The organism is Alcanivorax jadensis T9 (genome assembly GCF_000756655.1).
GTDB lineage: Bacteria > Pseudomonadota > Gammaproteobacteria > Pseudomonadales > Alcanivoracaceae > Alcanivorax > Alcanivorax jadensis.
This window is the reverse complement of sequence record NZ_ARXU01000009.1, coordinates 59,753-79,915: the sequence shown is the minus strand read 5'-3', so window position 1 is coordinate 79,915 and position 20,163 is coordinate 59,753. Positions and strand designations below refer to the sequence as shown.

The following is a 20,163-nucleotide window of genomic DNA, read 5'->3' as shown; positions in this document are numbered from 1 at the left end:
CCCTTCCGGTCGAATATCCAAGATTTAGCTTGAAACTTGACCGGCGGATTGGTATAAAACGCGCCTTTTCCGGGGCTCTACCGTCCCCCCGCAAGAAGATTTACGGAGCAAGACAATGTCCAAGGTTTGCCAGGTGACCGGTAAGCGCCCTGTAACGGGCAACAGAGTTTCTCACTCGAACATCAAGACCAAGCGTCGTTTCGAGCCGAATCTGCACCACCATCGTTTCTGGGTTGAGTCCGAGAAGCGCTTTGTGCGCCTGCGTGTGACCTCCAAGGGCATGCGTATTATCGACAAGAAAGGGATTGATGCCGTGCTGGCTGATATCCGTTCTCGCGGCGAGCGTGTTTAAGGCTAATTAAGGAGCTAACCCATGGCCGGTCCTATTCGTGAAAAAATCCGCCTGGTGTCCTCTGCTGGCACGGGGCACTTCTACACTACCACCAAGAACAAGCGTCTCCATCCTGAAAAGATGGAAACCAAGAAGTATGATCCGGTCGTGCGCAAGCACGTGGCCTACAAGGAAGCGAAGATCAAGTAACGATTTTCTTCCTGCCTGCCTGGCAACGGACATAAAAAAACCCGGGATTCTGTTCCGGGTTTTTTTATGTCCGAAATCTTGCCGGGAAGGTCAAAAAAGTTGGTTAAGGTGCCTTTTGCCGGATGGTTGCGGCAAATTTCCTTCTGCGGGGAGGCAATAGTTTGCCGATATTCAAATCGATATCACAAAGTCACAACCTTTGTCTGTCGCATACGTGCAATTCTGTGCTTTTGAAACACCGTTCGTCACCTTTCAGGCCCGAATGGGGCTTTTGCCATGCTGCTGCCGGTACTCTGGTGCTACGTTTACAGAAAGCGGTACATCGCAACAAAACACTACGCAGTGAAAGTTGTGATGCACTTCACGGATGCATAGCATTAAATGAGTAATTCACTTTTTCGCATATGAATTTACGCAATGTTCACATCAAGGAACGTGCAACGGAGAGCACTATGAGTACCTTTAAAAATATGTTTCGTTTGTTGATGATCCGCCTGTACACCCAATTGCCGGGGCGAGCACGTAACCAGCGTGGCGCTAGTGCGCTTGAATATATTGTGCTGGCTGCGGCACTGATTATCATTATTGGTGTTTTGGCAACGAATGAGACTGTCCAGACCACCATTAATACGGCATTTACAGATCTGTTTACCGACGCTTCCAACGCTGGTGGCTCGTAGAGTTTAATCGCCATTCGGATGCAAAGTATGCTGACTCGCCGGAGATGGACTGGGGCGGTAGCATTGGAGTTTCTGATGCTGTTCCCTTTTGTGATTGCCATGCTCTATGGCGCGGCGGTCTACGGCCTGACTTTCTTTGCCCAGTATCGGATGCAGGCCGCCGTGGATACCGCAGTATCAACGGCGCTGTATGTGGACCGGTCCGAAAACCAGGCCAGTAACATCGGCACAGCGGTATCACAGAGGGCCAACACGGCTCTGGCTGGCCTGGTGGCGCAGTTACCGGAAAGTCTGAGAGATAATCTGAATACGGCTTCGGCCTGTGGGCTGGAAACCATTGCGGGGGGGGTGGAAGTGCTTCGCTGCAGTCTGGTATACCCCAACTATCAAACCAACCCGATTGTGCCGGTGTTGAGTTTTGGCATGCTGGGGGATTTCCCCCCACTGCCGGCACAACTGGATGTGGATGCCCGGGCCGCGTTTTGATTTAGGATGCGGATCGGCAAAAGAATCAATATTTGACAGGGATGTTCCGGAGAGAACATGGGATCAAGACTGCTCTACATGCTGCCGGCGTTGGCGGTGGCATTGGTTGCGCTGATACTGGCGCTGGTGGGATTAAGTCGCGACCCGGCACCGTCGCTGGTAGTCCGCGATAACGCCTCCGGCGAGGAAGTGCGCGATCAGGAAACGCCCAGTTACCGCTATTGGGTCGTTACTGAAAGTCTCAATATCGGTGACTCCCTGGATGAAGAGGCTCTGGCGGTAGTATCTTCGCCGGCGCCCATCCCCAATGTGCTGACTGCTGATGAAAAGGTGGTCGGCAAGGAATTACGTCAATACGCCCGCCCGGGCGAGCTACTTTCCCGAAACCATCTTGAGCCTGGTGGCACCCTGCCCAGCACTCTGCCCTCCGGCTTCCGCGCCGTGGCGGTAGGGGTGGATGATGTGGTCATGGCCGGAGGTTTGCTACAACCTGGCGATCTGGTGGATGTGGCGGTGTCTTTTCGCAAATCGGAACGGGACAACCCGGCTGCCATGGTGTTGTTGCGCAGCCTTCAGGTGCTTGCCGTGAAGGGTGCCATGGCTGCGGCTAGCAGTGACCAGGATCGCGAGGCCCAGCGCCGCAACAACACCGTGGTACTGGCGGTACCGAAAGAGAAGGTGCCGACACTGTTGCTTGCCTCGGAAGAGGGTACGTTGCGATTGGCGGTGGTGGCCAGCCAAGACAAGGCTGCTGACGACAGCGACGAAGAAAATAAAGCCAAACCGGTTTATTACAAGGATCTGTTCCCGGCGGCCCGCGCACCTGCACCACGGGCGACACCGGGCCAGAAAGTGGAAGTGTATGAGGGATCAGAGTCAAGGAGCACTTATGTGCGTTAAGTGGTTGTGGAAGGGGGCCGGGACCTGCCTGGCACTGTGGTTATCCCTGTCGCTTGCCATGGTGGCGCAGGCGGAAACCCTTCAAGGCACCATGCGAGTTGCGCCTGGAGATCAGAAAGTTCTGAACTTTCCGGCCGCTGTGGCCAAGGTAGCGACTTCCGACCCGAAGGTGGCAGCGCTAACCGTGACCGGCAGTGAAGAGCTGTTGCTGACGGCCAAGGCTGAGGGCTCGGCGGTGATATCGGTATGGTTGCGTGGCGAGTCAAAGCCACTTCGCAGCACCGTGGTAGTTGCAACAACGTTGGGATCCGCATTGCCATTTGGTACTCAGGTGCAAACGGATATCCGCGTGCTCGAGGTAAGCCGTTCCGAGCTCAATCAACTGGGTATGAGCTATAGCAATGTCTTTAATGATGGCCAGTCTGCCGTGGGGATTGCCCCTCCCGGGGCTGGCTTCCAGGTGCCGGGAGTGGTGCCGGCGCCGTTGAGTTCAGACGGCTTCAATCTGTTCGGCTTTGGCCCCAATTCAGTGTTGGCCATTAATGCCCTCGAGGCCGGCGGCTTTGCGTACACCCTGGCAGAGCCCTCTCTGACCAGCCTGTCCGGACAGAGCGCCAGTTTTCTGTCAGGCGGTGAGTTTCCCGTTCCGATTCGCAGTGATAACACCGGGATACAGATTGAGTTCAAGGAATTCGGTATTGGCCTGAGTCTGACCCCTACGGTGATTGATGCCGGACAGATTATTCTCAAGGTGGCGCCGGAAGTATCCGAACTGGATTTCTCTGCCGGTGTGGAAACCGGTGGCGTGGCGGTGCCGGGCCTGCGGGTGCGGCGTGCTGAGACCACCGTGTCTCTGGCGCCGGGAGAGACTTTTATCATTAGTGGTCTGGTCAGCCGCAACACTATCAATAACAGCAATCGACTGCCGGGTATCGGCAATATCCCGCTGCTGGGTGCCTTTTTCCGTTCTTCGCGTATCGAGAAAAGTGACAAGGAGCTGGTGATGGTGGTGACGCCTCATCTGGTGACGCCACAGCAAAGCACCGAACCTCCGGTGACCCTGCCTGGCGCGGGCTACCACAGCAGCAGTATGGGCTGGCTGGATATGGCCACGGAAAGCCGCCGTGGTTCTCAGCCCATTCGTCACGGCCTGAGCTGGTGATGCTATGAGTGATCATGACATTGTTCTTTCCGTCGTTGACGATGAAGGCATCGAGGCCTGGCTGGAACGGGTGGTGGATGAACCCTTCCGTCTGGAGCAGGTCAGCCGCAGTGACCTGACCCGGGTGCTGCGGTTGTTGGAAGCCACTACGGCCCATGTCGTGATGGTGGAAATTTCCGAAGTGGATATGGACCAGTCACTGGCGATTATCACTGCCCTGACCAGTGCTCGCCCCTGGGTAACCGTGATTACCGTTTGTGCCCGCGCCAATCAGGAATTGCTGCTGCAGTCCATGCGCGCCGGTGCCCGGGATTGTTTTGTGGCAGGCAGTGAAGCCGGCGATGTCCGTGATCGCTTGCGTCGCCATCAGCTGCTGCGAGTCGGTCACTATGATGATCAGGCCCGTTCGGCCACCAATAATCTGACCCTGGTTGCAGCAGCGAGCCCCACGGTGGACACCCGTTTTCTGGCTCAGAACGTGGCGTTGGGGTTGAACCGCCTGTTCCCCAATGAGCGCTGCCTGGCCATCGATACCCAGCCCGCCGAGCGCGGTATTTTCTATCTGGATGTGCATAACGAATACACCCTGGAGAACTTGTTGGCGAGCCCGGAAACCCTGGATGAAACCCTGATCGGCACCGCTTTGGAAGAGTACCGGCCAGGGCTACGATTGCTGGCCGGCGGTATCGATAGCCGCGAGCTGGAGGGAGATCGCAGCGCAGATCTGTTTATCGCGCTCAACCACCTGATGCAGATGTTCGATCGCATCGTGATCAATGTGGGCACTCTGGAGAGCCGTCACTGGGTGCGGGCGCTGGGTATTCATGCCCGCCATCTGCTGATCACCATGCAGCCGCTGGTGGACCAGGCCCATGCCGTGCGGACCCTGGGCAATGAATGGCGCTCTCACCTTGGCCGCGATAGCCAGGTTCATCTTGTTGTGGATGGCATGGAAGGCAAGGTGCCACCGGGGCTGGATGAGCTGTCGGAGACCGCCGGAGTGAGCCTGCTGGGTGGATTGCCCATGGACTGGCGTCATCGCCTGATGGCCATGAACAGTGGACTGCCGATTCAGGAGCAATCTTCCCGCTGTCGTTACAGTCGTAGCTTGCAGACGTTGATGAACAAACTGGAGTCCCAGCAGGAAAACAGTATCGGCGAGAGCTGGTGGCAACGACTGCGTAGCAACGGATAGCAGGAGCACTTGTGGCGGGACGAATCGACGCGGAGTACCAGCACCTCAAGGATCGCACTCATCGCTGGGTGGTGGAGCGGCTGGATGAAGAAGGCATCGAGGTAGGTAATACCGGCCGAGATCAGCTTGCGGATTTTGTCCGAACCGCCGCAGGGCAGCATATCGCTCTTAACCGGGTGCCCCTGTCCACCCAGGACCTTAATCAGCTGGTGCGCGATACGCTGGACGAAGTGACCGGCTACGGGCCGCTGGAGCCTTTGCTGGCAGACCCGCGGATCAACGATATTCTGGTCAATGGTCCGGACAGCGTCTTTATTGAGGTGGCCGGGGTGCTACAAAAGGCATCGGTGCGGTTCATCAATGATGACCATGTAGTACGGGTGATTCGTCGCATGCTGGCTCCCCTGGGGCGCCGGCTGGATGAATCCAGCCCCATGGTGGATGCCCGGCTGCCGGATGGTTCCCGGGTCAATGCGATCATTCCGCCGCTGGCTCTGGACGGCCCCAGTATCAGTATCCGTAAATTCACCGGTAACCATCTGAGCGCACAGGAGCTGATTGACAGCGGCTCCCTGACCGAAGCGTGCCTGGACACCATGGTCAAGGCAGTGGAATCGCAGCGAAATATCATTATTAGTGGCGGTACGGGTACTGGTAAGACCACCATGCTGAACCTGATCAGCCAGTATATTCCTCGCCAGGAGCGCATCCTCACCATTGAGGATTCTGCCGAACTGGTGCTCAACCATCCCCATGTGGTTCGTCTGGAAACCCGCCCGGCCAACACAGAGGGTAGGGGCCGAATCAGTGCCCGGGAGTTGGTCATCAACGCCCTGCGGATGCGCCCGGACCGGATTATCCTCGGTGAGGTACGTTCCAACGAGATCATCGAATTGCTCCAGGCCATGAACACCGGCCATGATGGTTCCATGAGCACCATTCATGCCAATAGCACCCGCGATGCTCTGGTGAGGATCGAAACCTTGCTGGCGGTCAGTGGCTATGAAGCCAGCGAAACCGCTATCGGCCGACTGATCGGCTCGGCGCTGGATATCATCATTCAGCTGGAAAGGTTGCCCGATGGTCGCCGTCGCGTCAGCGAGGTGGTGGCGCTGACGCCTACGGAAAATGATCTCTATCACATGGATTACCTGTACAGGAGTCAGGCATGAGTGCAGTGGAGTTGCTCGGCATGGCGCAGATGCTCGGCATTATTGCCGTGCTGACCGTGCTGATGCAGCTCGTCTGGTTTCGCTACCGGCAACGTAGCCTGCTCACCGAGCGGGTGCGCCAGCGTTTGCAGCAGCGGATGGAAATCGGTGGTGAGCCGGGACAGGTGCGAGTGGTGGCGGGGCCGCTGGAGCGGCTGTTATTGCGGGCCGATATCCGCCTGTCCAGAGTACAGTTGTCGTTACTCGGTATTGTTATCTTCCTGATCGTGGTGCTGGTGCTGGCATCTTCGGGGTTCATTGCGGCTGCTGTAGTGCTGGCCCTGTTGGCGGCGAGCCTGTGGATGTATTGGCGGTTTCGCTTCCAGCAACAGCGACGCATGATTTTTGAGTCCCTGCCTGGAATCATGGAATCCACTTTGCGCTATATGAGTGCGGGCCGGTCTCTGGAAGCGTCCCTGCTGGAATCTTTTCAGGATGCGCCACCCGTGTTTGCGCCGTTGACCTTCCGGTTGCGCAGTGCCATTGAATCGGGACGGGATTACACCGGCCTGTTTGAAGATTTTTCCAGACTTTACCAGGTGTCGTCTCTGGTGCTGGTTTCCATTGCATTACGCACTTCTGCCCGGTTTGGTTCCTCCATTAGGCCGGTACTTGAGCAGGTGGCCACCTCGCTTCGCTCCCAGCAGGAGCTGCGTCGGGAATTTCTTGCCTCAACGGCTGAAACCCGTTTTACAGCCGGTGCCTTTACCCTGCTGCCACTGGGTATGGCTGCGTACATGATGCTGATCAACGAGAAGTATGCCGAGGTTCTGCTGAACACGGATACCGGCCATACCATGCTGATGATCGCCGGCATCCTGCAGGGTGTGGGCGTGCTGGTGATCTGGCGAATGATCCAGGGGGTGGGCCGTGAATAATGCGCTGCTGATAGTCGCCATTCTTCTGTCTGCGTTGTCCTTGTGGCTGGTATACAAGACCCGGGACTGGGCGCTGCGTGCGCGCGTTAGTCAGCGTTTGCAGGATAGCGGCAGTCATCGGGACGATGAGGATCGGGGGTTCTGGCTTTGGAAGCTTTCCAGTGCATTGACGGACTCCTCTGTCGCTTCCGGCGATTATCAGGAGATTCGCCAGGCGTTGGCAGGCATGGGCAAAAGCCGCGAACAATCCCAGGTTATCTACCTGCTGTCCTGCTGGCTGTTGCCGGGCCTGGTGGCTCTAGTGGGATTTCTGGTGTTCGGTCTGTTGGGTGGCCTGCTGGCATCGGCAGCGGGATTTATTGTGCCGCGGCGGATGATTCGCGGCATGGGCGCTCAGGCCGAATTGCGACAGAATCTGGAAGCCGTGGAGCTTTGTCATATGACGCGGATGCTGATGGAGGCGGGTCTCTCGCTGGAACGAGTGCTGCGTATCATCGGCCGCCAGGGTCGACCACTTCTACCCATCCTCATTATGCGGATAGATCGTTTTAACCGGCTGATGAAGTCTGGTGCGGAGCGCACACAGGCGCTGGATGAACTGGGTGAAAACAAGCGTATTCCAGTGTTGCGTAGCTATGTGGTGCTGATGAAGCAAAGCAGCCAACTGGGGGCGGGTGTCTCAGCTAGCCTGGATCAGATTATTGAAGAAGCCCAGAACGTGGAACGTAGCCGCATCCGGGAGGAAACTAACCGGATCGGCGCCAAGATGACGGTGGTAATGATGGCGTTCATGCTGCCAGCACTGTTTATCTTGATCGGCGGACCGGCGGTGATTTCCATCGCCGATGCATTGGCACGATAACAAGGGAGTAACAACATGCGTGGCATGGTTTGGGGAGCACTGGTATTGCTGGCGGGTTGTGCCCACCAGTCAGTGCCGGAGTCGGCCCCCGGCACAGTGGATGTATCAGCAATTGCCTGCAAGGACGCATTGCAGCCAGAGCAGCGCGTGGATCTGGAAATGGTTGATACTCTGATGGCCAAGGGGCGCAATTATGCGGCTCTGGCACAGCTGGAAAGCAAGCCGATGGGCGCAATCGACCACTGGTTGCGATACGGCCAGTTGCTGGCAGCTTCCGGCAAGCTTGATGAGGCCGAACAGGTATACCGGACCCTGGCCAACCGCTGTGATGATGGTCGCAGCCGCCATGGGCTGGGTATGGTTCTGCTAAAGCGGCATGAGGTCATGGCGGCACTGTCGCATCTGGAGCGTGCACGAAGCCTTGCGCCCGCCACCTCTCAGGTGCGTAATGATTATGGCTATGCGTTGATGCTGGTGGGGCGCTATGAAGATGCTGCCTTCGAGTTGCGAACCGCTCTGGAGCTGGCGAATGGCAAGGGACCGGTTCGTCAGAACCTGGCAGTGGCCTATCTGATGACCGATGACCGTGAGGGGCTGCAAGCGTTACAGTCCAATTATGGGTTCTCGGAGGATGAAATCGCCTATGCCGAGAAACTCAGTGAACAGTTCGGGAGGACCCGACAATGAAAAAACTGGCCTTGATACTCGTGTTGCCTGGAGCGGTTCTGGCAGCGGAGCCCCAGCAAACCTATAGCTTTGGTGTTTCCGGGCAGGTTGTCAGTAATGAATCCGAGACAGTGACTGACTGGTTGCTTAACCAGCAGCGTGACTCCCGCCCGGCAGGGCAGAGTGAGCTGTCAGCGCCGCTTTATGTAGATACCCAGCGCCGACTGGCAGACTCCTTCCGTACCGCGATTCCGGAAAGCTTCGGTGAACAGACCCGAGACGACAATTAACCGTCTCCGGCAACGCGGGGCCTTGTCAGTCATTACCCCGCTGTTGCTGTTGATCGTCATTACCCTCACGGTCATGGCGCTGGATGGTGCGCGCCTTTACAGTTTGCGCAGTGATATGCAGGCTCAAGTGAATGTGGCGGCCCAGGCTGCAGCAGGAGAGGCTCAGGCCTGTGGTGGGCAAGCACCCAGCACTGCCCTTGTCCAGCAGCGCGCATTGGCGGCGGCAGCCGCCCAAGGCTTTCAGGGTGCTGCTGAAGAGCTGGAAGTGCAGCTCGGTGTGATTGATGATACCGATAATGATGGTGTGGTGGCTTTCGCTCCCGTCAATATTATCGAACAAAGTAATGCGGTGCTGGTGAGCTATACCCGCACAGAACCGATTTCCATGCTGTTGCCGCAATCGGTGTTCGGGGGCATTGATATTTCCGTCAATGCTGCTGTGCGCAAGGAGGTGGTGGCAACCGTCAGTGCGGCTGGCAGCACTGCAGGCGTGGGCGGTGATGCCACCTTGCTGGGCAGTTTGCTAGGCGTTGTTCTCAATCAGCCGGGGTTCAGTCTTGATCCGACTGACCTCAACAGCCTAGAAAATACCACCGTGCAATTAGGCGATTTGTTGACAGCAGTCGGTGTTGATGACCTGGTGGATCTCCTGGCGCTTGATGCGTCCGAATTAGCGGCGGCCATTGGTGATGTTGGAGACGTTACGGCGCCGGTTGCCGATCTATTGGATGATATTGTAACGGCCCAAGGAATCGATACTGTCAAAGTGGGAGACATTATCAATGTGGTGGAAAATGCCTCTGTTCCTGCTTCCAGTGAGTTTCCTGTCTATGATCTAGTCATCAGCCTGGTGCTCAATCTGGCTGAGCAGCAGCAGGCTGGAGCCGGCGGCCTGCTGTCGTTGCCGCTAACTATCAACAACCTGTCTGTCCCGCTTATCGCCAATATTAATTCGGTGGACCTTGGCTTGAACGTGGGTGAGCCACCGACTGTAGCTGTCGGTCCTGCTCGTCAGGACGCGGATGGGGAATGGGTCACCCGTTTTTATGCGCCGGATGTGACGTTGCAGTTATCCGCACAGGTAGAATTGTTGCCGATAAGCCTGGGTCCCCTGCTGACATTTTCTCTTGCGGATTTAACGGTCCCTCTGGCCGTCAATGCAGGCGGCGGCGAAGGCCAATTAATTTCCGCTGATTGCGCTAGAGGGCGCTCAAACTCGGTGGAGTTTGGCGTTAATCTTGAGCGGGAAGTGGCTCGTATTGTAACCGGGCGGTTGGGGCCGGGGGGCGAGTTACTGCCAGAGCGATTGGAAGCAAATGTTGGTAGATTGTCGCTGTTGTCTGGGCTGCTTCCCCCCATCGAAGGCATACTTTATCTGAACGCGGAAGTGGAGGGGGAGGTTCCCGGTGTTGAAGAAACGGTGTTCATGGACCCTCGCTATAATTTGTATTGTGATCCAATTGAAGGATGCGATCAGTCACAACACAACGATCTGGGTGATGGGTTGTCTGGTCTGGATCTGGATATAACGGTTCATGAGGCTTCGCTTCTCAGGAGCAATTTTGGCTTGATTAACCTGACGCCGCTATTGACCCCTATTGTGGATCCGGTGCTTGTGCTTTTGAATGATGTCATATCAAGCCTCGCGGAGGCTGTTATCAATCCTTTGCTACGAACCCTGGGTGTTGGGCTGGGGGGTATTAGCGTTAATGTCAGTGCGGCCAACCAGGATGGTATCCAACTGATCGAGAATATTGCGGTTGAGCAGCCGGATCAGTGATGGCCCTTTCGGTCGCTCTTTTAGGAAACGGCTAATCAGAGGTGATGTTGGCACTGGAGTACTCTGCCTATTCGCGCCCTCTCCTCTGCTTCAGCCTGGATATTGAGTTTCGTGTTCTTCGAAGACTGCCAACCTGGCACCACAAAAAAAGGCCGCAAAAATGCGGCCTTTTTTGTGGTGCTCGACAACTGAAAATCAGTGCGACACAGTCGCTGGCCGATAGCGAGTCAGCTGGTCGGCAAACTCCTGCAGGGCCGCAATGCCTGACTCTCGGGCATCGTGATACCACTGCTCCAGAGCTTCTACCATCTCCGAAGAATTACGGCTGGTCTGGGTCCAGATGTCCTGCAGGCGTAACCGAAACTGGTAGATGGCATCCAGGGTTTCGTTGCTTTCGGTCAGCTTCTGCAGCCGCTTTTTCTGGCCGGGCTTGATCAGGCTTATGTCCCGATGGAAAAGGGCGTGGGCACGGGCATACAAATCGCGGGTAGCGTCACAGGCGCGGGCCTGCTCCTGCTTGAACACCGGCACGATGACGGTCTTGCGATAGGTGGCCATTACCTGGAAACGATGTTGCATGATGCCGCGCAGGGCATCCAGGTCTACTTTGCTGGCGCTTTTCTCGAAGGCCGGTTTGGGAGCGACTTTTTTCACCTTGGCCATACCCAGCATTTCAAACAGACGAATCCAGGCCCAGCCCATATCAAACTCAAAGCGGCGTACGGAAAGTTTCGCGGAGTTGGGGTAGGTGTGGTGATTGTTATGCAGTTCTTCACCGCCGATCAGGATGCCCCACGGCGAAATGTTACGGGAGGCATCGGCGCACTCGAAGTTGCGATAGCCCCAGTAATGACCGATGCCGTTGATGACCCCGGCAGCGAACAGTGGAATCCACATCATCTGAATCGCCCACACGGTGATACCGGCGGCACCAAACAGCAGCAGGTCGATCACCGCCATCAGAGTCACGCCGCCCATGGGGAAGCGGGAATAGATATTGCGCTCAACCCAGTCGTCCGGGCAGCCGGCGCCATACTTTTTCAGGGTTTCCTGATTTTCCGCTTCTTCACGATAAAGCTCGGCCCCTTCGCTGAGGACTTTTTTGATGCCTTTGACCTGCGGGCTGTGCGGGTCGTCTTCGGTTTCGCATTTGGCGTGGTGCTTGCGGTGGATGGCGGTCCACTCAAGGGTGTTCTGGGCGGTGGTCAGCCACAGCCAGAAGCGGAAAAAATGTTTCAGCACCGGATGCAATTCCAGGGCCCGGTGGGCGGAATAGCGGTGCAAGTATACAGTGACGCCGACAATAGTGATGTGGGTCATGGCCAAGGTGATCAGAATCAGGACACCCAGGCTAGGGGCCAGCAGGCCGTTGCTCAGATAATTCAGCATGAAAGTCGCACAAGGTAAAAACGGAAGTCCTATTGTGCCCAGTCAGGATGACAGGAAGAAGGTGCCGAACGGGTCATATTCGGACTTTTGGGCCAGGGGTTGGCCAGGGGGGGATGAGCGGTAGGAAAAAGAGCGCCTGGGCCTGACGCAGGACGCAAAATAAGCAAAACCAGCGTGCTGGACTCAGGGCGACTACAGTGATTGGTGTCAGGCGTCAGAGCGGTCCAGCAACAAATGGCCGGACTGGTCCACCGAGGCCTGCCAGCCCTGGGCGAGCCAGGTCGTTCCCACCGCTTCACTGATCAATGCCGGGCCATGTAGGGTCTGGTCTGCGCCCAGGGTCTCGCGGTCATAAACTGTCACCAGCGGGTCCACGCCGGGCAGCTGCGCTTGGCGATTTGCCTGGCCGGTTCGCGCAGGCAGGGGCGGCTGGGGAGGTGGATAGGTGGTGGCCAGGCTTTGTACCCTGATATTCACCTGTTGTACCGGCAGTGCCAGGCGGTGACCGAAACGCTGCTCATGGGCCGCGTGAAACCGTTTTTCTCGCTCTGCGGCGGCGCTCTGCCAGGGAATCTGTAATACGGATGACTGGCCCTGGTAACACATATCCACAAAGACTTGGTGCTGAATGTCGCGCTCCGGGACCCCTTCTTGAATCAGTTCTTCGCTGCCCTGTTGTTGCAGGGCTGTGATCAGGGATTGCAGTGTCGTGTCGTCAGAGGCCTCGGGCAGCGCCTGGAGGTGTTCGCGTTTACGGGGTGCATACACCAGCCCCTCGGCAGAAAGGACACCTGCACGACGGGGAACAATGGCCCTCTGCATGCCCAGATTGTCTGCCAGGGCGCAGACGTGAAGACCGCCGGCACCGCCAAAACTGAGCAGGGCAAAATCCGCTGGATCGAAGCCTTTCTGAATGGAAATCACCCGTAGTGCCTGGGTCATGTGTTCATTGGCCAGTGCCAATACCCCTTCTGCCGTTTCCTCCATGCCGAGCCCAAGCTGTGTTGCCAGCTGCTGCATGGCATTTTTCGCGGAGGCCACATCCAGTGTCAGGGAGCCGCCCAGGGCGAAATCCGGTTGCAGACGGCCGAGCACTACATTGGCGTCGGTGACCGTGACCCTGTCACCGCCACGTCCATAACAGGCTGGCCCAGGGTCGGCGCCAGCGGAATGCGGCCCCACGTGGAGCAGGCCCGCATCATCCACATAGGCCAGTGAGCCGCCACCGGCGCCGATGGTATGCATGTCCACCATGGGAACCGCCACTGGATAGGGGCCTATGTGGCCCTGCTGGGTGAGTCGCAGGTCGCCGTCCAGCAGGGCAACGTCCGTGGAGGTGCCGCCCATATCAAAGGTCATCAGTTGCGGCTGCTGGAGCTGTTCGCCCAGTCGCTTGGCGGCGGCAAGGCCGCCGGCAGGGCCGGATAGCAGCAGGTTTACCGCCAGATCGGCGGCCTGCTCGGAGGCAATGGTGCCGCCGTGGGATTGCATAATTGCCAGTGGCGCGGGGCTTGTCGCCTGCTGAAGGCGCTGCAGATAGTTGGCTACCTTGGGGGCCAGCCAGGCATTCAGCCAAGTGGCTATGCCACGTTCGTACTCACCCCGGGTGGGCAGAATGGTGTGGGAGGCACTGACCGGCAGGCCGGTGACTTCCAGGGCCTCGCGGATCCGTTGCTCATGGGCCGGATTCAGATAGGAAAACAGCAGACACAGGGCCACAGATTGCGGCTGGTGGGCAAGCACCTCCTCCACCAGTTGTGACAGGCTCGCTTCACTGAGTGGTGTCACTTCCTGGCCCTGGGCATCAAGCCGGCAAGATGTGCCGGCAACGGGCAAGGTCTCCAGCACTGAGGGGGGCGGTGTCGGTGTCAGGTTATAAAGCTCTGCCCGGTTCTGCCGGCCGATGCGCAGAATGTCTTCCAGCCCCTGGTTGGTGACCAGCACCGTGTGGACGCCTTTGCCTTCCAGCGCCGCGTTGGTAGCCACCGTAGTGCCATGGACGATGGCCAGCTGGCCCGCGGCCATGGCGTCATCGAGCCCAAGCTCACCAATGCCTTGCAGGATCGCCTGTTCGGGAGCTGTTGGAGTGGACAGTACCTTGTGAATACGCGGCTCGCCGTCCCCGAGCAGCACAAAATCGGTAAACGTGCCGCCGGTGTCGACGCCGAGCCAGTAGGAAACGGACATATCAGTTGACAGTTAACAGTTGAAAGTTGACAGCGAAAGACAAAAAAACTGGCAGCAAGGTAACATAGCTGGCGCCAGCACGCCCTTAGCTGTCAATTGTCCACTATCAACTGTCAACTGACTTTCCTATGCCCGAATTACCCGAAGTGGAAACCACCCTCAGAGGCATTCGCCCCCACCTGGAAGGGCGCACCCTGAAAGCCGTTACCGTGCGTGAGTCACGGTTACGATGGCCGGTCAGTGACGCCCTGTATGCGCTGAAGGATTGCCCGGTCATTGCCCTGCGGCGACGGGCTAAATACCTGCTGATTGAGCTCGAGGCGGGCCAGGTAATGATTCATCTCGGCATGTCTGGGACTTTGCGAGTGGTGGAGGCCGCTCTGCCTCTGCGCAAGCATGATCATGTGGATCTGCTGCTCGACAGTGGCAAGGTGCTGCGGTTTAACGATCCGCGACGTTTCGGCAGCGTGTTGTATCAGCCTGGAGGCGAGCCCCATGCGTTACTGGCGGCACTTGGCCCGGAACCCTTGGGTGAGGACTTCCATGGTGACTGGCTGTTTGCCCGCTCGCGGGGGCGCAAGGTGGCGGTGAAGAGCTTCATCATGGATAACGCCACGGTGGTCGGGGTGGGTAATATCTACGCGCAGGAAAGTCTGTTTATTGCTGGAATCCATCCTTCCCGGGCGGCAGGTCGGATTTCCCGGGAGCGTTACAAGCGGTTGGCGAATGCCATCCGGGTGGTGCTGGCCAGGGCAATCGAGGCGGGCGGCACGACCCTGAAAGACTTTACCAGTGCAGATGGTCAGCCAGGCTATTTTGCCCAGTCCCTGAATGTCTATGGTCGGGCCGGCCAGCCCTGCCCGCAATGCGAGGCGTTGCTCAAGGCAGATCGTCATGGCCAGCGCAGCACCAGCTATTGCCCGCAATGCCAACGCTAGTATGAGACCTGGTCCGCAGTCGGGTGCCGCTGGTCATGAATTGATCATTCAGCCTATTGCTGGGCTACGAACAAAGGTGTAGATTGTGATGCAATTGTCGGAATATTAACGACTTAGCTGGAACAATGTCAGCGATACTTTAACTACAAGAATCAAGACTCGAAGAGGGAATCACCATGAAGCGAGCAAAGCGCCCGGTAGTGGCATCCGCACTCGCGATCAGCATGGCCTTTGGGGCGCTGTCTCCGCTTGCTGCACAGGCTCGTCAGATGGACGACATTGAAGGGAACCGGCCAGGTGAAATCGCCATGATCGCCGATACTTTGCTGGTGCGTCCGTTGATGCTGGGAGCGACGATTGTTGGTACCGCTGTTTACACGGTGTCTTTGCCTTTCACGCTTTTGGGAAAAAATGAAGACGAAGCCGCTGAAGTGTTGGTGAAAACCCCGGCTCGCTCTACATTCCTGCGCTGCCTGGGTTGCACTCCGGCACAGAACGCTATGGATCGCTAGCTAGCGACCTGACAGACCTTAAAAAAAGAAACGTCCAGATCCTGGTTTGGACGCCAAGGAGAGAACAATGAGAGTATTTGCGGGGGCCGCCGCCTTGCTGGTACTGATGCCATCTTTGTCAGTAGCGGATGATGGTTTTATCGGGATCAATTATACCCAGCTGGAGCAGGATGACCGTTTCTTCCGGGGTGACCGTTTCGACACCGGTGAGATCTTTGTTCGTTTGGGTGCACATATTAACGAGTATGTCAGTGCTGAAATGCGGCTCGGCACAACCCTGTCGGATCATTCTGAAAACAATGCGGAATATCGCTTTAACTACCATGCCGGCGGGTATCTGTCTCTTGGTTATCAGCTTGGTTTGGTTCGTCCCTATGCATTAGTCGGTTTCACCGCAGGGGAGGAAGAGTTTGAAGGAGCATCCTGGTCTTTCAAGAATACCATTGAGGATGTCTCCTATGGTGTAGGGGCCGATTTTATATTTGGTGAACGTCTCGGTGTCAATGTGGAATATACCCAGTATTACGATATCGGGGATGTAACTTATAAAGGCCCATCAGTAGGCCTGGTTCATCAGTTCTGAAGTGGGGGAAGGAAATGTCTGAGATGAATAAGGCGGCGTCCTTGCGGTTGTTGCCAGGCTTTATGATGGGCCTGTTGGTGCTAATGCTGGCCGCCTGTGGCGGTGGTGGTAGTAGCCAGGATCTGATCCCCGGAAACGGAGGAACCCCCGGTAGTGATGATGGGTCCGGGTTCTCCATATCCGTTAGTCTGAATGATCTTTCTGGTGGTGCCATTGGCAGCGCGATGAACCCTATTTCAGCGGATAACCCGGCAAGGGCAAGAGCATTTGTTGCGCAAAATGGGGTGCCCCAGGAAGGTGTCATTGTCGAGTTCCAGGCATCACTGGGCGAGCTGTCGCCAGAAGGCGGTACAGCTTTGACGAATGCCAGTGGTGTCGCGACCATTGTTCTTCGCGCTGGTGATGTAGAAGGCGCCGGTCAACTGGTGGCAGGTATTCCGAACACCGACTCGCTGGGCATTGTGAACTTTGAAACCCTGGGCGATGCGACTGGCGGCGGTGGAACGGTGGATAATAGTAATGCGTTGTCCCTGGTGCTGCGTGACCAGAATGATACGGTGAACATCTCCGAAGTCAGTCGTGATCAATTAGGGTTGTTAAAAGCCTGCCTGGTGGACTCGGAGGGTGACCCGGTACCGGGTGAAGTCATCTTCTTCCAGACTTCCCTGGGGGTGATTTCTCCAGCCTCCGGTACCGCCCTTACACAGAATAATGGCTGTGCCAGCGCGAATCTCTCGGCGGGTTCTTCCGCGGGTGCCGCCGCCGCCGCCGCCTCCTATGGCAATTTGAACGCTACGGTCAATTTCGTTACCGATGGTTCCGGCAGTGATGTGCAGGTTGGCACCATTTCGTTTGTGCAGATGCCCACGGAGATCAATTCTTCTCAGCCCGAAAATATTACGGTTGAGGTGAGGAATTCCTCGGGGGCGACCCAGCAGAACAAGATCGTGGTTTTCTCCACCGATCTGGGCACTCTGTCGCCCTCTACCGGTAAAGTGCTGACCAATGCGTCAGGACAGGCAACGGTGTCACTGGATATCGGCAATGATTCTGGTGCGGGTACGCTTCAGGCAACCACTGATTTTGATAACCAGACCGTGGTCGAAGAGCGGGTTTTCAATGCGGTTCAGGATGAAGTGCAATTTGGTTTCGATGATGGCGCCAGCTTTCAGGAAGGGGTATTGGGCCTCAGCAACGATGACATTGCTGCCGGTAGCACGATTACCGTCACCGGTAACCTTCGTAATGTGACTGCGGGTACAGCCTACACCGACGAAACGGAAGTGACTTTCCAGAGCGTAAATTGTGGTACCTCTCAGGTGGAGGCCAGCAAGATTGCTCGCAGCGGCGTCGTCACGGTGACCTATACTGCCGGTGCGGGTTGTGATTCTGACAGTATCCGTGCGTTTGCAACCGTGAACGGCGAGCAGCTTCAAGCCCAGTCCGGCACAATCGCCATCGAGAATGCGGCGCCGTCTTCCATCGAATATCTTGGTTCGGATCCGGCTGACGGTCAGCTGAGCATCAAGGGCTCTGCATCTGTGGGTGGCCAGGAAAGTGCTACCTTGCTATTCCTGCTGAAAGACGAGAACGGTACGCCGCTCACCTCCCCTGCGGATGTGACGTTTACCCTCTCCACGACCATCGGCGGTATTGTATTTGCCGGTGGCCAGACGGAAATTGTCCGTCAGAGCAATTCCCAGGGTGAGGTCAGTGTACAGGTGAACTCCGGTACTGTGCCCACCTCGTTGGCAGTCCAGGCGACGCTCACCGCTCTCCCTGCAGTCACCACTAGTACAAATGCGCTATCAATCAGTGCCGGGCTGCCGGTACAGGAGAACTTTCGAATTGCTGTTGGTTCACAAAACCCATCTCCTGCTGGTGGCAGTATTCTAAATACACCGACTCAGGTGATCGCCAGTGCGGCTGATCAATTCGGCAACCCTGTGCCGGATGGCACTAATGTTCAGTTTGTGTCCGAGTTGGGAAAAATTGGATCCAGTTGTCAGACAGTAGATGGTACCTGTTCGGTAACCTGGACCAGCCAGGGTTTGCGAGAAGAAAAGTTCGATGCCTCTAAGAAAGGGCGGACCTGTGTGACTGCGCAGCCTGGAGAGTTTGTCTCTCAGTATGGTGTGGCCCGATTTGGGTGTGGTTTCCATGATCGTTTTGGTCGTAGTACGGTTCTCGCTTATACGCCTGGCGTCGAATCTTTTATCGACACCAATGGTGATTCAATCTGGGGAACGGCGGCGGATAATAGTGATCGGGTCTATGTGGATTTGCCAGACCCATTCGTGGATGCCAATGAAACCGGGTTGTATGGTGCTCCGCCTAATAATGTTTTCTTCAATATTGAAAATGCAGGAAGCTACCAGCAGCGTAATGGTGAGTATAACGGCATCAATGGCGATTGTGCTCAGGGAGGGGATTGCCGGATCTACGTAAGACGACAGCTGGTGATCGTATCTTCTACCGCAAATGTTCAGCTGTATCCTTTTATGGCCAATGCGGATTTGAGCAGCGCCGAATGGGTTTCTGAGCAGGCCTGGCTTGCCAGTGGAAGTAACGATTCCCCGCAAGGGTGGGCTGACGCGCTTTTTGTTGATTCTGTAGCAGGCAGCCCAGTGAGCGGGGTAACCGTATCCTCAGAAGGGTTTATTCAAAGCGTCACTTATGCCGATGTGGGTGGTTTTACCATTTCTCCAATGGTGGCAGATCTGAACGGTAACGCTCCTGAGGAGGGCACAACCATTTCGGTCGATCCTGGGGATATGCTGCTATCGGCAGGTGCAACAGAATGTACGATTGGTTCGACTTCCGAGCCAGAATTCTGCTCATTCGCATTCACCAAAAACCCCGAGGGGCAAAATTTCTTGCCGCTGGTGATTACGGTGGATCCGCCTACTGGTCGCGCAATAAGCCGGATCGTGCCAGTAAACTGATTCAATAGTTGCGGTTTTTGAAACGGTCTAGGTGTCTAAGTGCCTAGGCCGTTTTTTATGGGTTCAAGTATTCAGATTGCGAGGGCGGGTTGGGGTCTGTGCTTGTTGTAACATATAGTATGCAGCCCAAACTGGTCGCTTGGGCCTGTGGGGGAGAGTCTGCCACTAGTAGTGGGTAGGTGAATTATCCCAGAGCCAGGCAATGCTTCTTTTCACTGCACAGATCACTGAAGAGCGTTCTGCACAAGTCATCCACTTTCTGGTCGAGTTCAGCATCGTCAAAGGGATCGCCAGCCAGCGGCTGCCACTTCATGGCATTGAGCTGTAGCTGGATATTGCGCAGCAGCATCCGGTAGGGGTCTTTCAGGTCATACATGTCCAGAATCCCTTCCGCATGGATCAGGGTGTGCATGCCCATGCTCATGGACCATTGGCCGATGCTGAAAGCCAGCGGCGCCAGGCCGTGGGTTTCCAGTTCGCCATTTTCCATGGCGTCCTTGACTACCTGCTCCACCATGCGGCCGATGGGTTGGGTTGCTTCCAGCATTTGTTCGCGGCGATTGGCAGACGCTGCGTGCCAGACCACTTCGGTCATTACATATTGTTCCAGCCGGAAGTGTTCCGGGTAGTGCTGGGCAAACAGGGCATAGGCCACGGCGAAGGCCAGCATCTTGTCACGGGTGCTGAGCTCGGAGTCGGCGACGCGCTGGAAGTAGTCCCGGCGAGTCGTGGTCAACTCCGTGCAGACCGCGATAAGCAGATCCTCTTTCGAGGCAAAGTGGTGGTACAGCGTGCCGGTAGCGAAATTACATCTCCGGGCAATGGCAGCCATCTGGATGCCGAGCAGGCCTTCGTTGCACAATTGCTGGCGGGTGGCTTCGATAAACAGTTGTTCGCGCTCTGCCAGCGCCTGTTCGCGCCCGCTCCGTGTCTTGATCATAGTCGGTATCTGTTGTGA

General features: G+C 56.6%; 20 protein-coding genes. 17 read left to right on the top strand and 3 right to left on the bottom strand.

The window, feature by feature from the left end:
- Positions 1 to 115 precede the first annotated feature (115 nt).
- The 13 genes from rpmB (at position 116) to T9A_RS11870 (ending at position 10,651) form a co-directional block, all read left to right on the top strand.
- Complete coding sequence (gene rpmB / locus T9A_RS11930; RefSeq protein ID WP_035248690.1) at positions 116 to 352, top strand: 50S ribosomal protein L28; 237 nt, start codon at positions 116 to 118, stop codon at positions 350 to 352.
- A 21-nt stretch (positions 353 to 373) separates the two neighbouring features.
- Positions 374 to 541 carry a 50S ribosomal protein L33 gene (rpmG, locus tag T9A_RS11925; protein ID WP_007151127.1) on the top strand — a complete coding sequence of 56 codons (168 nt, stop codon included), beginning with the start codon at positions 374 to 376 and terminating at the stop codon, positions 539 to 541.
- Between the two features lie 452 nt (positions 542 to 993).
- Positions 994 to 1,221 carry a Flp family type IVb pilin gene (locus tag T9A_RS11920; RefSeq protein WP_035248689.1) on the top strand — a complete coding sequence of 76 codons (228 nt, stop codon included), beginning with the start codon at positions 994 to 996 and terminating at the stop codon, positions 1,219 to 1,221.
- An 18-nt stretch (positions 1,222 to 1,239) separates the two neighbouring features.
- Positions 1,240 to 1,707: a TadE/TadG family type IV pilus assembly protein gene (locus tag T9A_RS11915; protein ID WP_035248687.1), complete on the top strand. Its 468-nt coding sequence runs from the start codon at positions 1,240 to 1,242 to the stop codon at positions 1,705 to 1,707.
- 57 nt (positions 1,708 to 1,764) lie between these two features.
- A complete protein-coding gene (gene cpaB / locus T9A_RS11910; protein ID WP_035248685.1) occupies positions 1,765 to 2,607 on the top strand; it encodes a Flp pilus assembly protein CpaB in 843 nt (280 codons plus the stop codon).
- Positions 2,597 to 3,769: a type II and III secretion system protein family protein gene (locus T9A_RS11905; RefSeq protein ID WP_232222095.1), complete on the top strand. Its 1,173-nt coding sequence runs from the start codon at positions 2,597 to 2,599 to the stop codon at positions 3,767 to 3,769. Before cpaB ends, T9A_RS11905 begins: the two co-directional genes overlap by 11 nt.
- A gap of 4 nt (positions 3,770 to 3,773) precedes the next feature.
- Positions 3,774 to 4,964, top strand: a complete 1,191-nt coding sequence (locus tag T9A_RS11900) for a CpaE/TadZ family protein (RefSeq protein WP_035248683.1) — start codon at positions 3,774 to 3,776, stop codon at positions 4,962 to 4,964.
- 11 nt (positions 4,965 to 4,975) lie between these two features.
- Complete coding sequence (locus T9A_RS11895; protein ID WP_035248681.1) at positions 4,976 to 6,136, top strand: TadA family conjugal transfer-associated ATPase; 1,161 nt, start codon at positions 4,976 to 4,978, stop codon at positions 6,134 to 6,136.
- Positions 6,133 to 7,053: a type II secretion system F family protein gene (locus T9A_RS11890; protein ID WP_035248678.1), complete on the top strand. Its 921-nt coding sequence runs from the start codon at positions 6,133 to 6,135 to the stop codon at positions 7,051 to 7,053. The genes T9A_RS11895 and T9A_RS11890 overlap by 4 nt, the downstream gene beginning before the upstream one ends.
- Complete coding sequence (locus tag T9A_RS11885) at positions 7,046 to 7,915, top strand: type II secretion system F family protein (protein WP_035248676.1); 870 nt, start codon at positions 7,046 to 7,048, stop codon at positions 7,913 to 7,915. The genes T9A_RS11890 and T9A_RS11885 overlap by 8 nt, the downstream gene beginning before the upstream one ends.
- 15 nt (positions 7,916 to 7,930) lie before the next feature.
- Entirely contained in the window at positions 7,931 to 8,602 is a 672-nt protein-coding gene (locus T9A_RS11880) for a tetratricopeptide repeat protein (protein ID WP_035248674.1), read from the top strand.
- Positions 8,599 to 8,871 carry a hypothetical protein gene (locus T9A_RS11875; RefSeq protein WP_035248672.1) on the top strand — a complete coding sequence of 91 codons (273 nt, stop codon included), beginning with the start codon at positions 8,599 to 8,601 and terminating at the stop codon, positions 8,869 to 8,871. Before T9A_RS11880 ends, T9A_RS11875 begins: the two co-directional genes overlap by 4 nt.
- A 22-nt stretch (positions 8,872 to 8,893) precedes the next feature.
- Complete coding sequence (locus tag T9A_RS11870) at positions 8,894 to 10,651, top strand: Tad domain-containing protein (RefSeq protein ID WP_035248669.1); 1,758 nt, start codon at positions 8,894 to 8,896, stop codon at positions 10,649 to 10,651.
- A 195-nt stretch (positions 10,652 to 10,846) separates the two neighbouring features.
- Here T9A_RS11870 and T9A_RS11865 read toward each other — a convergent pair whose 3' ends face one another.
- On the bottom strand, positions 10,847 to 12,040 hold the full coding sequence (locus T9A_RS11865) for a DesA family fatty acid desaturase (RefSeq protein WP_035248666.1): 1,194 nt from the start codon (positions 12,038 to 12,040) through the stop codon (positions 10,847 to 10,849).
- Between the two features lie 207 nt (positions 12,041 to 12,247).
- Positions 12,248 to 14,227, bottom strand: coding sequence for a hydantoinase/oxoprolinase family protein (locus tag T9A_RS11860; protein ID WP_035248664.1), 1,980 nt, complete (start codon positions 14,225 to 14,227; stop codon positions 12,248 to 12,250).
- A 128-nt stretch (positions 14,228 to 14,355) separates the two neighbouring features.
- Between T9A_RS11860 and mutM the strand changes: the two genes are divergently transcribed.
- The 4 genes from mutM (at position 14,356) to T9A_RS11840 (ending at position 19,205) form a co-directional block, all read left to right on the top strand.
- A complete protein-coding gene (mutM, locus tag T9A_RS11855) occupies positions 14,356 to 15,165 on the top strand; it encodes a bifunctional DNA-formamidopyrimidine glycosylase/DNA-(apurinic or apyrimidinic site) lyase (RefSeq protein WP_035248661.1) in 810 nt (269 codons plus the stop codon).
- A gap of 176 nt (positions 15,166 to 15,341) precedes the next feature.
- Positions 15,342 to 15,677: a hypothetical protein gene (locus T9A_RS11850; RefSeq protein WP_035248658.1), complete on the top strand. Its 336-nt coding sequence runs from the start codon at positions 15,342 to 15,344 to the stop codon at positions 15,675 to 15,677.
- A 67-nt stretch (positions 15,678 to 15,744) separates the two neighbouring features.
- The gene (locus tag T9A_RS11845) at positions 15,745 to 16,260 is read left to right on the top strand and encodes an outer membrane beta-barrel protein (RefSeq protein ID WP_035248657.1); all 516 of its coding nucleotides are present in this window, start codon (positions 15,745 to 15,747) and stop codon (positions 16,258 to 16,260) included.
- A gap of 14 nt (positions 16,261 to 16,274) precedes the next feature.
- Entirely contained in the window at positions 16,275 to 19,205 is a 2,931-nt protein-coding gene (locus T9A_RS11840; RefSeq protein ID WP_156964896.1) for an Ig-like domain-containing protein, read from the top strand.
- 184 nt (positions 19,206 to 19,389) lie between these two features.
- Here the strand turns inward: T9A_RS11840 and T9A_RS11835 are convergent, their stop codons facing one another.
- Positions 19,390 to 20,145, bottom strand: a complete 756-nt coding sequence (locus T9A_RS11835; protein ID WP_035248651.1) for a TetR/AcrR family transcriptional regulator — start codon at positions 20,143 to 20,145, stop codon at positions 19,390 to 19,392.
- Positions 20,146 to 20,163: the final 18 nt, after the last annotated feature.